Below are 14,015 nucleotides of genomic sequence, written 5' to 3'. Positions count from 1 at the left end.
CCCTTATTGGCCGACGTTGTGATTGTGCAGCGGGTAGCCGCGACGCTTGTAAAAGCTGTAGCGCTGCCGCGATGCCGCCAGCGACTGCTCGCGTTGATCGACAATTTCTGCCAGCCGTGTAAAGCGGCTGAATGGCTCGGGCACATCATGGGCGAGATTGATCAGCAGGTCGCAATGATCGCCCATGGCGGTGTGGTCGCCTGCGTGGCAGATCGCTATGTCAGCGCCACCCGCTGCACCCAGCTCATGGGGGAGAAAACTCTCTGGCTTAAACTGCCAAAGACGGTCGTCGAGTTCGGCGGCTTGCTGGGCATCGGCGCAGTGCATCAATATTTGATGACCACCGCGCCACGCTTTCTCGGCCAGCCGGCAGCTGAAATCCATTGCCGCATCGGCCGAGGTACTGCCGATAATGTAAAAATCGACGCGTGTCACCTAGTCCTTTGCCTTGCTTTGCAGGTAGTTGAAGAGCAGACCTACCGGGCGACCAGTAGCGCCTTTGTTGGCACCGGACAGCCAAGCGGCGCCCGCGATATCCAAATGTGCCCAGCGATAGTCTTTACAAAAGCGCGACAGGAAGCACGCGGCGGTAACGCTGCCGGCCTCGGGGCCGCCGATATTTGCCATGTCGGCAAAGTTACTGTCCAGTTGCGGCTGGTAGTCATCCCACAAGGGCATAGGCCAGGCGCGGTCGCGTGCCTCGTTACCACAGTTTTGCAGCTCTGCAGCAAAGTCGTCTTGATTACTGTATAGGCCGATAGCGTGTTTACCCAGGGCAACAACACAGGCGCCTGTCAGCGTTGCGATATCGATGACTGACGCGGGTTTATACTTGCTTGCGTAGGTGAGAGCGTCACAGAGCACCAATCGGCCTTCGGCGTCGGTATTGAGTATTTCGATGGTTTGCCCCGACATACTGGTGACGATATCACCGGGCTTGGTTGCTCGGCCGCTGGGCATATTTTCGGCCGCCGCGATAATGCCGACCACGTTGACCTTTAACTCTGCTCCGGCAACGGCGCGAAGTGTGCCCACCACACTGGCGGCGCCGCACATATCGTATTTCATTTCATCCATCTTGGCGCCGGGCTTAAGGCTGATGCCGCCCGTGTCAAAAGTGACCCCTTTACCCACCAGTACGTGCGGGCGCTGACTCTTCGCCGCGCCTTGATATTCAATGGCAATCAAGCGCGCGGGCTGGTCGCTGCCGGCGCTAACCGAGAGCAGGGCGCCCATACCGAGCTGCTGCATTTTTTTCTCATCGAGCACGCTGACTTTTACTTTCTCGAACTGTCGAGCGAGTTTGCGCGATTCTTTCGCGAGAAAATCCGGCGTGCATATATTGCCGGGCAAATCACCGAGGCGACGAGTGACGTTAATGCCTTCTGCCGTTTGTTGACCATATTCGACGAGCTTACGGTTGCTGTCGCTGTTGCTGCCTTGCAACACGGCGCGCCGCAATGCGCTGCCCGGTTTTGCCTTGCTCAAGGTTTCGCTGTAACGGTAGCGGGACACTTCCAGCAGCTGGGCACTGCGCTGCAGCAGCCAACTGGCTTTGCGCCCGTCGACGCGCAGATCGCCAAACAGAAGACAGCAGTCTTTGCTCTGCTGCTTGTTCAATACAGCAATACCGCTTTGCAGGAGTTTGTCGGCGTCGGCGTCGCTGACGGTCTCGCTGTCACCAGTGCCGACCAGCAGCAGCCGTTTGGCGCGAATACCGGGTAAATAGGGGATATAAAGTGTTTCTGCGACCTTGCCTTTAAAATCGCCGCGTTTCAGCAGCGCGTCGATTGCGCCATCGCTCGCCTCGTTAATAGCGGTGAGGGCGCCGCTTAACTGGCCATTGCTGAAGACGACAAGGCAGTCAGTGGCGATGGTTTTCGGGTCTTTGCAGGGCTTTAGGCTGATTTGCATTGATTCTCTCTCAGACAAACATTCGCAGAGGGCGCCGCGATAAGCGATAATGCGGGCCAGATTTTTATATCGGTGCTTGCTGCGTCCAAAACCGGGACGGGCAGCGTGTTATGGCGCTAGTGTAAAGGGTATTATCTGCGCGTGAAACCATTTGCCAGCAGAGGGACTTGGTAGCTGTGATTCTTTTTCGTTACCTCGCGAGTGAAATTTTTAAATCTGTATTTGCGGTTACTTTAACGCTGCTGGCAATCATTATGAGCGGGCGGTTTGTAAAGTACCTTGCACAGGTGGCGTCGGGCGATTTCTCGCCCGATGTCCTGTTTCTTATTATGTTGTACCGCCTTCCCGGTTTTTTGGAGGTGGTGCTGCCGCTGGGGCTGTTCATCAGTATTTTGCTGACCTACGGTCGCCTCTATGTCGATAGCGAAATGACGGTAATGAGTGCCTGCGGCATGAGCCGTCGTCGATTGCTGCTCTACACCCAAATTCCCGCCTTTATCATTGCTGCCATCGTGGCCTATATCAGCATGGTGGTTAGCCCCGCAGGTATACAGGCCTATGCAGCGAAGCTGGCGGAGAGTCGCGCAGAAATCGGTGTGAAGGCGGCCGTTGAAGGGCGCTTTCGAATTGATAAGGGCAGTGGCAGGGTCACCTATATCGAAAAAACTGATCGCGATTCCCAGACGATGCGCTCTGTGTTTATGGCTCAGGCCGAGCCTCAGCAAAGCGGTGGGGGCGAGCGCCCCTTGGTGTCACTGGTCACCGCCGAGAGCGGTCGATTTGAAGTGGATGCAGCCACTGGCGAGCGCCATTTGGTGTTGGACAAAGGGGTGCGGTATGTTGGCGAGCCTGGGCAGTCCGATTATCAATTTACCCGCTTTGAACGCCTTAGCCAGCTAATGCGCGACCCGGAAGTAAAAACCTATCGCCAAGAGATCGATGGAAAATCAACGCGAGAGTTATGGCGCAGTGATGCCCTTGAGGATATCGCAGCGGTTCAGTGGCGGATCTCTCTGAGCGTGTTGGTGCCCATCGCGGCATTGATCGCGGTATCGCTGAGTAAAACGGATCATCGTCGCGGGCGCTACGGCAAAATGTTTCCGGCGTTTATGCTCTACATGTTTTATCTGGTGGCGCTCAATGCCGTGCGCGATGCCATTGCCAAGGGCAATTGGCCAGTGCTGCCGGGAATGTGGGTCATTCACCTCATCTTTCTCACGCTGGGGCTTATCCTGCTTTACTGGGATAGCGTGTTGCGGCACTGGTGGCTGACCTGGAGGCGAAGCCGTGGTTGAGTGTCATGCATAAATTAAATCGCTACATCGGGCGCACAGTTGCCGCGGCTATCTTGCTGGTTTTGTTGGTCATCGTCGGTATCGACATACTCTCCAGTCTGATCGACGAGCTGAAAGAGATACGGGGCGACTATACCTTTGTCTCTGTACTCCAGTATGTCGGCTTGGTGGCTCCGGGCAGTCTCTATAAGTACCTGCCTTTTGCGGCGCTGGTGGGCTGTTTGGCGGGGCTGGGTAGCTTGGCGAGCAGCAGCGAGCTGGTGGTAATGCGAGCGGCGGGCGTGTCAACCGCCAAGTTGGTGATGGCGGTGGTGCGGCCGACGCTATTTATCACCTTGATTGGCTTGTTCGTCGCCGAATACGTTGCGCCAGCAGCCCAGCAAATCGCGGAAAGTCAGCGCGCGATTGCGCTGCAGAAGTCGACCAGTAGTCACTCGCGGCACGGAATGTGGCACCGCGAAAGCGACGCCTTTATGCATTTCAATGCGGTGCAGCCCAACGGCGTGTTGTACGGAGTGAGCATCTATCGCTTTGATGATCAGCAACGGCTGGTGCAAAGTACCTACGCTGAACGGGCCAATTACCTCGGTGGCAGCTGGATGCTTGAGGATGTCCGGCAAGTTGATTTCAGTGAACAGCGTGCTGAGCAGCAGTTTTTCCCGCAGCGAGACTGGGAGTCTGATCTGTCACCGGAGCTGCTCAATGTTCTTGTGTTGGATCCTGAAGACCTCTCCATCAGCGGGCTGTGGCGTTATGCCAGTTACCTGAATAAGCAGGGGCTGAATGCGGGCGACTACGAGCTGGCGTTTTGGAATAAGCTGCTGCAGCCGGTAACCATACTGGGTATGGTGTTCGTGGCGATCTCGTTTATCTTTGGCCCGTTGCGCGATGTGACAATGGGTTTTCGTATCTTCGTGGGAGTGATGGTCGGTATCGTGTTCCGCACCCTGCAGGATATTCTGGGGCCATCGAGCCTGGTGTATGGCTTCGACCCCATCTATGCCAGTGTGTGTCCGATCATCATCTGCTTTGCGGTCGGTGGCTTGCTGATGATGAAGCGCACGTAATTAGCGCCTCTATTTCTTATGCTTGGGAAGTTGTACCACGCGGCTAGATGAAGCCATGTCCTGCCAACTTCTTCCCTGCTTATCCAGCCACGCCCACCAGTATCCGGCCCCAAAAAGGAAAAAAGCCAGCGCTGCCACAGGTAGCCGAATCATCACTTGCTGCCATGTGACCTGCTCGCCAGAAGTTGACTCCAGTTTTAGGCGCCAGGCCTGCATGCCCAGGGTTTGCCCGCTTTTTCTCCAGAACCAGCCGTAAAAGGCAACAATAAGTACTAACAGATAGGCGCTGTAGGCCCAGCCTTGCAATGGGGCATTGAGTTCGTGCACCACGCTATCGGTTGCCGGTGAGTTGCCCAGCTGCTCGGCATTAAGCAGAAGTGCCGGTAGTAGCGAGGCGACAAATAACACGGCAAACATCAGGAAGCCGTCATAAACAGCGGCGGCGAGGCGAGGCCAAACGCCGGCCACGGGAAAAGCCTGTTGAGTCATTTTTTTCTACCCAAATAAAAACGGCCGCCATTGTAGCAGAGCTATGGCGGCCGATGTTTATTGCCCTTGGGTCTAGAAGTTTACGGCGACACCGAAGGCCAGTGAGCTGCTGCGGAGATGGAGGTTGTAGTCGACGGCGAAGTTCTTGCTGGATTTCGCGACGCGAACCCGGCCATTTTCATCGGGAAGAAAGTTCATGGATGCACGTTTATGAATAGCGCGGTAAAGTGCTTTGGCGCCGAGTTTGATAAGCTCTTTTTTCGCCGCATTGCCTGTTTTAGCGCGGTGCTGGTTCATCCAGATGCGATTAAAGCGGGCTTCGGTGGCGCTATGGGCGATAAAGCTCCCTGTCATTTCATCTTTTTCGATGCAAAAACGCAGGGTTGGTTGATAGCCAGGGCGGTGGTCGGCGGGTAAAGTGAGCTCGCCATCGTAGCTGTTGCTTTTACCGGCGTGAGCCAGGGTGCAAAGCAGAGTGGCGGCGAGGGCCAGGATCACGCGCTGCAGGGAAGCGGGAATGATTGCGGTCTGAGTGATCGTGATCATGTGCTTGTATCCTCGGCTATGCTGGAATTATCGTTGTTGAGCATGGACTTAGAATATCCAGCGGGGCGCCGGGAAATAATCCGTAGATGTACCGTAGGGGTTTAGCCATAGGCCCTTAGTGGGCAACCGCTGATGCAATAGCGAATGCCAAGAAAAACTGTGTAGTGAGTCACAATAATGAACAAGGGAAGCCGTACGCGATGCGCATACTACTGATCGAAGATGACCTGAGTGTCGCTGAATATATTGTAAAAGGGCTGCGGGAGAGTGGTTATCAGGTTGAGCACGTGGCCGATGGCAAGTCCGGGTTGGTCAAGGCAACCACAGAGGAATACGACGCCCTGATTGTCGATCGTATGTTGCCCAATGTGGATGGCTTAACCATTATTCAAACCCTGCGAGCGGCCAACGACGCCACACCGGCGCTCATCCTGAGCGCCTTGGGTGAGGTAGATGACCGGGTGAAGGGGCTTAAAGCGGGCGGCGACGATTATCTGGTTAAACCCTTCGCCTTCGCCGAACTGCTAGCGCGCATTGAAGTGATACTGCGTCGCCACGAGTCCAGTTCTGCGGTGACACGCCTCAAGGTTGCCGATCTGGAAATGGACCTGTTGGCACACAAAGTGACCCGTGGCGGCGAAACCTTCAACTTGCAGCCTCGCGAGTACAAACTATTGGAATACCTGATGCGCCACGCCGGTCAGGTCGTGACCCGCACCATGCTGTTGGAGAATGTGTGGGACTATCACTTTGACCCCCAAACCAATGTTATCGACGTGCATATCAGCCGGTTGCGGCAGAAAATAGACAAGGGCTTTGATCGTCAATTGCTCAACACTGTTCGCGGCGCCGGGTATATGTTGGATGATTCTGAGTAAGATATTTACCAGCTTTACCTTCCGGTTTTTGGTCAGCTACGTCGCGTGGCTGAGCGTTGCGGTATTTATGGTACTGGCGTTGATTTACGCCTTTATCGCCTACGATTTCTTTAGCGACGTACATCGCTCGGTCAAGCTTGAACTGGAGGCGCTTAGCCAGGCCTATGAAGAGGGTGGTAGCGAAGCCGTTGATGAATTCGTCGAGGTGCACAGCGGGCCGACGCGACTGATTCGGTTTTTTTATTTTGTCGGCGACGCCGAGAAACGCAAAATCGCCGGCAACCTCAATGAGTGGCCCGACGCCAAGGAATACCGCAATGGCTGGATCGGTTTCGACTTTGAGTCCTTAACCAATATGGCGGACCCGGTCGGCAACGAATTCGTTGCGCTGTCCACCGAGCTGCCAAGTGGCGAGCGCCTGTTAGTGGCACGTCATTATGCCGACGTGCTTAACAGTACAAAGCTGGTCGCTGGGGCATTAACGCGTTCCATGGTCGCGACCATTATCCTCGGGACGATTGGCGGTGCGATCACCGCTGGGCTGAGTTTGCGGCGGATCGAGCACATCAATACCACCCTGCACCGCATCATGAGCGGCGATTTCTCCGAGCGCATTGATGTCAGTGGCAGCACTGGAGACTTCCGGCGCCTGTCGGAAAACGTCAACCAGATGCTCGACCGCATTGAGGTGTTGATGACCGGGGTCCGGCAAGTTTCCGATAATATTGCCCACGATTTGAGAACGCCCCTAACACGTCTTAGAAATAAGCTCAGCGATTTACACGACGACTGCAGCGACCCCGCCAATCGCGAGCAGGTGGAGGCATTAATAGAGGAAGCGGACGGCTTGCTCGGCACCTTCAGTGCGTTGCTGCGCATTGCTCAGGTGGAGTCAGGTAATCGCCGCTCCGGTTTCGCCGATGTCGACCTGTGCACCCTTGTGTCTGACGTTATCGAGCTTTATGAACCGCTGGCCATGGAGAAAGACCAGCAGTTCAACACCGCGCTGGCGAGGGTGGGCAAAGTCACCGGGGACCGAAACCTACTCTTTCAAGCGGTGGCGAACCTGGTGGATAACGCCATTAAGTACACACCGGAGGGTGGTGAGGTGCAGGTGGGCTTATCGGTTGAGCCCGATTGCTACCGCGTGTATGTCGCAGATACGGGCATCGGTGTGCCGGATGCTGATCGTGAAAAAGTCTTTCAGCGTTTCTTTCGCGTAGAAAGCAGCCGCGGCTGCCACCCCGGTAATGGTTTGGGCTTGAGTTTGGTACATGCGGTGGTGAAGTTGCATGACGGCACAATTAGCCTGGAGGATAATCGGCCGGGCCTCAAAGTGGTGATGCGCCTGCCTCGCCAGAGCAGTGTAAGTAAAAAGGGGTAGGCGGCCTGCCCTTTTTAAGCCTTGAACTGCCAAGCGTTTTAGTCGTGGTCGAGAATGTGTAGGTGGTCGGTATTTGGCGCCTTTACTGCGGTCTCTCTGGGCTCTTGAAGGCGACTGCCCACTTGCGCCAAAGAGAGGGCGCTTGTGTCTATACTGACAGCATCCACCTGCCGACGTTCGTTTTCGCGCAGTACCGGACTGCCGGTCGGGCACAGTGACAAGGTATCCTGGCTGTCGCCAATATTCTCAGCGATGGCGCGCTGTTGTGGGGTGCCTTTGGGGCAGGGCCGCGCTTCAGTAAGAATTCCGATTTTGTCGAAGCCGGCCTGCAAGCGCTGTACCTCCGCCGCATTGAGCGCCTTGCGAATACGGCTGCTGCGCCCGCGCAAGAGTTTGTCTATTTGGTCGGGCGGGCGCTTAAACAGCGCGGCCAGCTGTTGGACAGCGCGATCGCGGTCGCTGCCAACAGCCAGGTGGCCGGTTAAGAAAAGATCGAAACGTTGCTCTTCCATCACTGTTAAGACACTCTGTTATCCATTTGTGCAAGCGAATCTGCGTTTATTACCTTATCTTCACAACTTAGCAGACAGTGTAGAGGGGTGTTAACATTCTGGCGGTAAATTTGTGACTTGGTTGGGTCTTGCTCCGTCGTGTGGCGGTGGCAGGGGCCAACAAGCTGTGCATTTGTCCGACACTAATAGCGAAGTTTATGGATCTTGAAGCTGTTCCCAGTCGTTTTGCTCGCTCTCTGCTCAATCTAGCGGTGGAGCGCGGCTACGATGCGGGCAAAATTCTGCAATATGCGCAGATTCCCTTCAATCCGATAGACAGCCGCAGCGACGGCTATCAGCCTCATATCACCGCGATGCAGTACACGCGCCTGTATCAACAGGTAATGAGCCTGATACAGGATGAAGCCTTTGGCTTGATGCTCGGTCACAAGGTGACCCCGGGCGCTTTTCGTATGATGTGTTATTGCCTGTTGGGTTGCGACAACCTAGGCAAAGCGATCAAACGCGCCTGCGAGTTCTTTCGCACCTTCTACGAAGCCGATACCCAGATTCAGTTAGATACACGCCGAGACAGTGCCATCGTGGGTTATGGCAGTGTCAAGAAAGGCTTTGCCGGCGATTTTGTGGAGGCCTCCGATCTCTATGGTCTGAGTTTGTGGCACCGTTTCTTTTGCTGGCTGGTGGGCACAAATATCGAGCTAAAAGAAGTGCGCTTCGCTGGTCAGGCGCCCCGGGAGCGGGCGCGTGTGGTGCGCTATCAGCAGCTGTTCGAATGCCCTGTGTACTATGGCCAGCTGCGTGATGAATTTGTCTTCGACACGCGCTATCTCAATTTTCCGCTAGTGCAGAACGAGCGCAGCTTAAAAGAGTTTTTGCGCACGGCGCCTTATCCGCTCATGGTGCTGAGCAGTGGTCGTGACGATGGCAGCCTGGTCGCCAGGGTACGCGCCATGATCGGCCAGGATTTCTCGCAAGGTTTCCCCAGTTTTGAACGGATCACCGAGGCCCTCAATATGTCGGCGCCAACACTGCGGCGGCGCCTAAAAAAAGAGGGAACGACCTTCCAGCAACTTAAAGACGAGTGTCGGCGCGATGCGGCGATGGCCTACTTGAGTGGCTCAGAGCTCTCCATCAATGGCATCGCCGCGCTGATGGGATTTACCGACCCCTCGGCGTTTCACCGCTGTTTCAAAAAGTGGACGGGTATCACGCCGGGCGAGTTTCGTCAGCGAGAGCGCGATAGCGAAAGCTAACACCTGCCTTCTTCGGCTAAGTGGCTGTTAAATAAAACGAAATATCATAGATGTCAGTCCATTGACCGGATATGTTATTGCCCGCATCCCAGCTCAGACGCCATGCTTTGCCTATTTGACGTAACCCCAATCTACTTTGGCAGGACACAGCATGGCAGACGCTTTTATTTACGATGCGATTCGCACCCCGCGCGGCAAGGGCAAACAGGGCGGTTCGCTCTATGAAGTAAAACCTATTGACCTGGTGACGAATCTTCTTGAGGAGATGAAAGAGCGCCTCAATTTGGATACCAGCAAGGTCGAAGATTTGATCCTCGCCTGTGGCGAGCCAGTCAAGGAGCAGGGACAGAACATTGCCAAAGCGGCACTGGTCTACTCGAGCTGGGACGACATTACTACCGGTGCGCAGCTTCACCGCTTCTGTGCAGGTGGTCTGGATGCCGTGAATATGGCGGCGGCTAAAGTCGCTTCCGGTTTTGAAGAGCTAGTGGCTGCCGGTGGTGTTGAGTCCATGTCGCGCCTCGGTATTGGTGCCAGCGGCGGTGCAACCGGCGATCCGTGGGTGGCGATGAAGTCCTATTTTATCTCCCAGGGTTTGGGCGCCGACATGATTGCCACCATGGATGGGATCAGTCGTGAAGAGGTGGATGCGTACGCAGCGCGCTCACAGCACCGCGCAGCGCAGGCGCGTGACAATGGCTACTTCAAGTCCATCGTTCCCGTCCGCGATATGAACGGCGTTGTGGTGTTAGAGCAAGATGAGTTGATTCGTGCTGAAACCACTGCCGAGGGCCTGGCTAAACTGAAGCCGGCCTTCCAAATGTTTAACGATTTCGGTCACGGCGGCGTCGCCAAACTGAAATACCCGGAGTTGGAAAATATCGAATGCGTGCACACCGCGGGTAACTCCTCGGGTATTGTCGACGGCGCCGGTCTGGTACTGATCGGCAGCGAAGCCGCTGGCAAAGAGCAGGGCCTAACCCCGCGCGCACGTATCGTTAGCTGTGCGCTGGTTGGCAGTGAGCCCACCATCATGCTGGACGGCCCCGTTCCCGCGACACAGAAAGCACTGAAAAAAGCCGGCCTGAGCGTTGATGATATCGACCTGTTTGAACTCAACGAGGCCTTCGCGTCGGTGGTGCTGCGTTACCAAAACCGTCTTGGTATTCCCGATGAGAAAATTAACGTCAACGGCGGCGCCATCGCCATGGGTCACCCCATTGGTGCGACGGGTGCGATGATTCTCGGCACCCTGTTGGATGAACTCGAGCGTCGTGACCTGAAGCGCGGCCTGGTTACGCTGTGTGCCGGCGGTGGTATTGGCATCGCGACCATCATCGAGCGCGTGTAATTCGCGGGAACAGTGAATTTTTGGCTCGGCACTGGCTGCCGAGCGGCAAAGAGAGATACAGAACAATGGGATATATTCGTTTAGAGAAAGACGCAGACGGCATCGTTGAATTGATCTTTGATCAGCCGGGTAAAACTGTAAATACCATGGGCCTGGAATACGACGAGGCCATGCGCGCAGCCGTGGCAGAATTGCAGGGCATGGTCGAGGCTGGCGGCGTTACCGGTATTTATCTGCGCAGTGGCAAACCCAATCAATTCTTTGCTGGTGGCGACATCAAAGAGATGTTGGAGATGGATCTGAATCCACCTGCCGATAAGAAAAAAGAAATGTACGACGGCATTATGGCGACCAAAGCGCCACTGCGTATCCTGGAAACCCTGGGTGTGCCCGTGGCGGTGGGTATGAATGGCCCCGCTCTGGGTGGCGGTTTTGAAATCGCCTTGGCGTGTCACTATCGCGTGGCCGTCAAAGGCATTCAAATGGGCTTGCCAGAGGCGATGATCGGTTTGATGCCCGGTGCTGGCGGTGTTGTGCGTATGACCTACCTGCTGGGTATGCAGGAAGCCATTGGTTTGATTAGCCAGGGCCGACGCCTGAAGGCGGATAAAGCGTTGGAGAAGGGCCTGGTTAATGCCCTGGCCGACGACGAAGCGGATATGCACGCTCAAGCCAAGGCGTGGATCAAGCAAAATGCCAACACTGAGGGCGGCGTTAAGCAACCCTGGGATAGCGAAGGCTACAACATGCCTGGCGGCGGCCCTGAAGAGGAAGCCAACCAGGGGCTGACCTTCTTTGGTCCCGCCAATGTTATGGTCCAGACCAAGAACCTGATGCCGGCACAAAACGCCATCTTTGCCTGTGTGGTTGATTCTGCCCGTGTCGATTTCGATACCGCGCAGAAGGTTGAAGGTCGCTATTTCCTCAGCTTGCTGCTGGATCAAACGGCCCGCAATATGATGACCGCCTTCTTCGTGCAAATGGAAGCGTTGAACCGCGGCGCCAGCCGTCCGCAGGGCCCTGAGAAATTCAGCTGCCAGAAGCTCGGCATCATCGGTGCCGGTCAAATGGGCGCGGGTATTGCGACAATGGCCGCTCAGAAAGGTATTGAGGTCGTACTCAAAGATATCAGCATGGAAAATGCTGAGCGCGGTAAGGCCTACGCCGAAGCCTACTTTGATAAAGGCATCAGCAAGGGCAAGGTGACCGAAGAGAAGAAAGCGGAGTACATGGCGCGCATTCTGCCCAGCGCTGACTACGCTGACTTGAAAGGCTGTGAGCTGGTGATTGAGGCGGTATTTGAAGACCGCAAGATCAAGGCAGCGGTAACGCAGGAAACGGAAGCGGCGCTGGATGCCAGTGCAGTGTTTGCCTCGAATACCTCAGCCTTGCCAATCACCGAGTTGGCGCAGGCGAGCAGTCGCGCTGAAAACTTCATTGGCATGCACTTTTTCTCGCCCGCTGAAAAGATGCCGCTGGTTGAAATTATCCGCGGCGAAAAGACCAGTGACGAGACCTTGGCGAAGGCCTTCGACTTGGCCCAGCAGCTGGGTAAAACCCCCATCGTTGTAAACGATGCACCAGGCTTCTTCACCACTCGGGTTATCGGTAAAACGGTATCTCAAGGGGCTGAAATGCTGGAAGAGGGCGTTAATCCGGTGCTTATCGAGTCGGCGGCGCGCGACAATGGTTCACCTGTTGGACCGCTGGCGGCGATCGATGAAATCAGCCAGGAAACCGCGTACAAAAACGGCCAGCAAGCCAAAGCCGATGCAGAAGCGCAGGGCAAAGTGTGGGAAGACAATGCAGCGTCCCGCATTCTCGACCGCATGGTGAATGAGTTCGGGCGTCGCGGTAAAGTTCACGGTGGCGGCTACTACGAGTATCCCGAAGGTGGCAAAAAGCACATGTGGCCTGGCCTCAAAGAGGCGTATGCGCCAAATGGATACACCGATATGCCCTACGAAGACATTAAGGATCGCCTTGTCTTCAGCCAATGCCTGGAAGCCGTACGCGCGATGGAAGAAGGCGTGGTAACCAACGTCGGCGACGGTAACATCGGTTCCATTATGGGGATTGGTTTTCCCGCGCAAACGGGTGGTGTCTTCCAGGCGATTAATGCCTATGGTTTGAAGGCATTCGTGGCGCGCGCGAAAGAACTACAAGCACGTTACGGCGATGTGTTTGCCGTTCCGGCATTGCTGGAGCAGCGTGCCGAAAGTGGTGAGCTGTTCCTGTAAGACACGCGTTTTTTGTGAGTGTAAAGGCCGGCATATGCCGGCCTTTTTTATGCCCGCTGAGTAAAATCCAGAAAGGACTCGCAAAAGATGTGGGAGCGCGATGCGCCGCGCATAAAGAGGCGCCGTTGATAGTGCCGGACGAAGTCAGTGCTGCCGCTCAGGTAGCAGGCGGTGTCGGATAGCGCTCCCAACTTATCAAGCATATTGTCCAGCTCCGAGGCGGCGCTGTCTGCCCAGCTGGCGCTTGCCACGGTGATATCCGCCTGCTTGGCCAGCGCATCTAGCGTCGTGCAGTGGTAGGCTTGCTGTGTCGAGCGATAGGCGTGGATCAACGTAATGGGTGTGGCGGGGAGTTCTTGCAAGGCGTGTTGGGCCAGGGCAAGGAGCGGCGCCAGGCCGGTGCCGTTACCCAGTAATAATATGCGCTTGGTTCGCGCGTCGCTGCGCAGTGTGAAATCTCCGAGTGGGCCTTGCAGCGTGACCCCACTACCTAACTCGGCGCGGCACAGCGCGTCGCTGACTTGCCCGCCCTCGTAGCGGCGAAGTTGCAGCCTCAGGTTGCCATCGTCGGCGAGGTTGCTCGCGGAATAGCAGCGGTAATCGACGCCGTTTACTGACACACTAAAGTACTGACCGGCCTGCCAGCGCAGTCGCGTGCCCAGGGTGAGTTCCCAAACCTGTTCGTTCAGAGCACTTCGCGCGACAATACTGGCAGTGTGTTGGTCACTTTTTGGGGAAACACCGCGAATTTCTAAGCCTTCTGAGGGCTGTAACTGGCAACTAAGCGCGATACCGTCGGCTTGCTCATCGGGGCGCAGCCCCTGTTGCGCGAGGTGCATTTGCTGCGCCGCCAGTGTGCCGTTTACTTTGACTCGGCAGCTTTGGCAAGCACCTGCTTGGCAACCGTGAGGAATCTGCTGGCGGTGACGCAGTAAACACTGCAACACAGTCTCCGTTGGCAGGTAGTCCAGGGTTTGATCATTGAAGCGAATGCTGGGCATAGTGAGTTGTCTGCTGCGAGATAACCCGGAAATGGTACTTTGCCTGGCGTGGGCTGTCAGCGACTTTTTAACGGACGAATAGCGG

Annotated in this window: 13 protein-coding genes; 7 read left to right on the top strand and 6 right to left on the bottom strand. The window is 55.8% G+C overall.

The genetic code is table 11. The features are described 5' to 3' along the window. Positions 1-3: 3 nt before the first annotated feature. Both HNR64_RS07250 and HNR64_RS07245 read right to left on the bottom strand, forming a co-directional pair. Complete coding sequence (locus HNR64_RS07250) at positions 4-435, bottom strand: DNA polymerase III subunit chi (protein WP_204995858.1); 432 nt, start codon at positions 433-435, stop codon at positions 4-6. Further along, on the bottom strand, positions 436-1,914 hold the full coding sequence (locus HNR64_RS07245) for a leucyl aminopeptidase (RefSeq protein WP_204995857.1): 1,479 nt from the start codon (positions 1,912-1,914) through the stop codon (positions 436-438). Positions 1,915-2,090: 176 nt separating this feature from the next. On the opposite strand from HNR64_RS07245, the gene lptF reads away from it, so the two are divergent. Together lptF and lptG are read left to right on the top strand one after the other, a co-directional pair. After that, entirely contained in the window at positions 2,091-3,209 is a 1,119-nt protein-coding gene (lptF, locus tag HNR64_RS07240; protein WP_027873703.1) for an LPS export ABC transporter permease LptF, read from the top strand. Between the two features lie 5 nt (positions 3,210-3,214). Then, complete coding sequence (gene lptG, locus HNR64_RS07235; RefSeq protein WP_204995856.1) at positions 3,215-4,276, top strand: LPS export ABC transporter permease LptG; 1,062 nt, start codon at positions 3,215-3,217, stop codon at positions 4,274-4,276. Between the two features lie 9 nt (positions 4,277-4,285). Here lptG and HNR64_RS07230 read toward each other — a convergent pair whose 3' ends face one another. Together HNR64_RS07230 and HNR64_RS07225 are read right to left on the bottom strand one after the other, a co-directional pair. Next, positions 4,286-4,765, bottom strand: a complete 480-nt coding sequence (locus HNR64_RS07230) for an RDD family protein (protein WP_204995855.1) — start codon at positions 4,763-4,765, stop codon at positions 4,286-4,288. 72 nt (positions 4,766-4,837) lie between these two features. Continuing rightward, positions 4,838-5,311: a hypothetical protein gene (locus tag HNR64_RS07225; protein ID WP_204995854.1), complete on the bottom strand. Its 474-nt coding sequence runs from the start codon at positions 5,309-5,311 to the stop codon at positions 4,838-4,840. A gap of 200 nt (positions 5,312-5,511) precedes the next feature. Here HNR64_RS07225 and HNR64_RS07220 point away from each other — a divergent pair, with 200 nt between their 5' ends. Further along, complete coding sequence (locus tag HNR64_RS07220; RefSeq protein ID WP_027873707.1) at positions 5,512-6,189, top strand: response regulator transcription factor; 678 nt, start codon at positions 5,512-5,514, stop codon at positions 6,187-6,189. Next, positions 6,176-7,573, top strand: a complete 1,398-nt coding sequence (locus tag HNR64_RS07215; RefSeq protein WP_204995853.1) for a sensor histidine kinase — start codon at positions 6,176-6,178, stop codon at positions 7,571-7,573. Before HNR64_RS07220 ends, HNR64_RS07215 begins: the two co-directional genes overlap by 14 nt. A gap of 38 nt (positions 7,574-7,611) precedes the next feature. On the opposite strand, the gene HNR64_RS07210 is transcribed toward HNR64_RS07215, so the two are convergent. Beyond that, a complete protein-coding gene (locus HNR64_RS07210; protein ID WP_204995852.1) occupies positions 7,612-8,085 on the bottom strand; it encodes a hypothetical protein in 474 nt (157 codons plus the stop codon). 197 nt (positions 8,086-8,282) lie between these two features. Here HNR64_RS07210 and HNR64_RS07205 point away from each other — a divergent pair, with 197 nt between their 5' ends. The 3 genes from HNR64_RS07205 (at position 8,283) to HNR64_RS07195 (ending at position 12,929) form a co-directional block, all read left to right on the top strand. Beyond that, positions 8,283-9,338, top strand: a complete 1,056-nt coding sequence (locus HNR64_RS07205; protein WP_204995851.1) for an AraC family transcriptional regulator — start codon at positions 8,283-8,285, stop codon at positions 9,336-9,338. A 151-nt stretch (positions 9,339-9,489) separates the two neighbouring features. Then, positions 9,490-10,689: an acetyl-CoA C-acetyltransferase gene (locus tag HNR64_RS07200; protein WP_204995850.1), complete on the top strand. Its 1,200-nt coding sequence runs from the start codon at positions 9,490-9,492 to the stop codon at positions 10,687-10,689. 65 nt (positions 10,690-10,754) lie between these two features. Continuing rightward, the gene (locus HNR64_RS07195) at positions 10,755-12,929 is read left to right on the top strand and encodes a 3-hydroxyacyl-CoA dehydrogenase NAD-binding domain-containing protein (RefSeq protein WP_204995849.1); all 2,175 of its coding nucleotides are present in this window, start codon (positions 10,755-10,757) and stop codon (positions 12,927-12,929) included. Positions 12,930-12,976: 47 nt separating this feature from the next. On the opposite strand, the gene HNR64_RS07190 is transcribed toward HNR64_RS07195, so the two are convergent. Beyond that, the gene (locus HNR64_RS07190; protein WP_204995848.1) at positions 12,977-13,930 is read right to left on the bottom strand and encodes a 2Fe-2S iron-sulfur cluster-binding protein; all 954 of its coding nucleotides are present in this window, start codon (positions 13,928-13,930) and stop codon (positions 12,977-12,979) included. Between the last annotated feature and the right edge of the window lie 85 nt (positions 13,931-14,015).

The sequence above is a fragment of the Spongiibacter marinus genome (assembly GCF_016906995.1).
In the GTDB taxonomy this organism is placed as follows: domain Bacteria; phylum Pseudomonadota; class Gammaproteobacteria; order Pseudomonadales; family Spongiibacteraceae; genus Spongiibacter; species Spongiibacter marinus.
Note: the sequence above shows the minus strand (reverse complement) of the source record. Positions and strands in the feature narration are given on the sequence as shown.

What these genes read in the sequence shown, in the direction of transcription:
- HNR64_RS07195 (WP_204995849.1), top strand. Translation starts at nt 10,755, where the DNA reads ATGGGATATATTCGTTTAGAGAAAGACGCAGACGGCATCGTTGAATTG.
- HNR64_RS07200 (WP_204995850.1), top strand. Translation starts at nt 9,490, where the DNA reads ATGGCAGACGCTTTTATTTACGATGCGATTCGCACCCCGCGCGGCAAG.
- HNR64_RS07220 (WP_027873707.1), top strand. Translation starts at nt 5,512, where the DNA reads ATGCGCATACTACTGATCGAAGATGACCTGAGTGTCGCTGAATATATT.
- HNR64_RS07230 (WP_204995855.1), bottom strand. Translation starts at nt 4,765, where the DNA reads ATGACTCAACAGGCTTTTCCCGTGGCCGGCGTTTGGCCTCGCCTCGCC.
- HNR64_RS07245 (WP_204995857.1), bottom strand. Translation starts at nt 1,914, where the DNA reads ATGCAAATCAGCCTAAAGCCCTGCAAAGACCCGAAAACCATCGCCACT.
- HNR64_RS07215 (WP_204995853.1), top strand. Translation starts at nt 6,176, where the DNA reads ATGATTCTGAGTAAGATATTTACCAGCTTTACCTTCCGGTTTTTGGTC.
- HNR64_RS07190 (WP_204995848.1), bottom strand. Translation starts at nt 13,930, where the DNA reads ATGCCCAGCATTCGCTTCAATGATCAAACCCTGGACTACCTGCCAACG.
- HNR64_RS07205 (WP_204995851.1), top strand. Translation starts at nt 8,283, where the DNA reads ATGGATCTTGAAGCTGTTCCCAGTCGTTTTGCTCGCTCTCTGCTCAAT.
- HNR64_RS07210 (WP_204995852.1), bottom strand. Translation starts at nt 8,085, where the DNA reads ATGGAAGAGCAACGTTTCGATCTTTTCTTAACCGGCCACCTGGCTGTT.
- lptG (WP_204995856.1), top strand. Translation starts at nt 3,215, where the DNA reads ATGCATAAATTAAATCGCTACATCGGGCGCACAGTTGCCGCGGCTATC.
- HNR64_RS07225 (WP_204995854.1), bottom strand. Translation starts at nt 5,311, where the DNA reads ATGATCACGATCACTCAGACCGCAATCATTCCCGCTTCCCTGCAGCGC.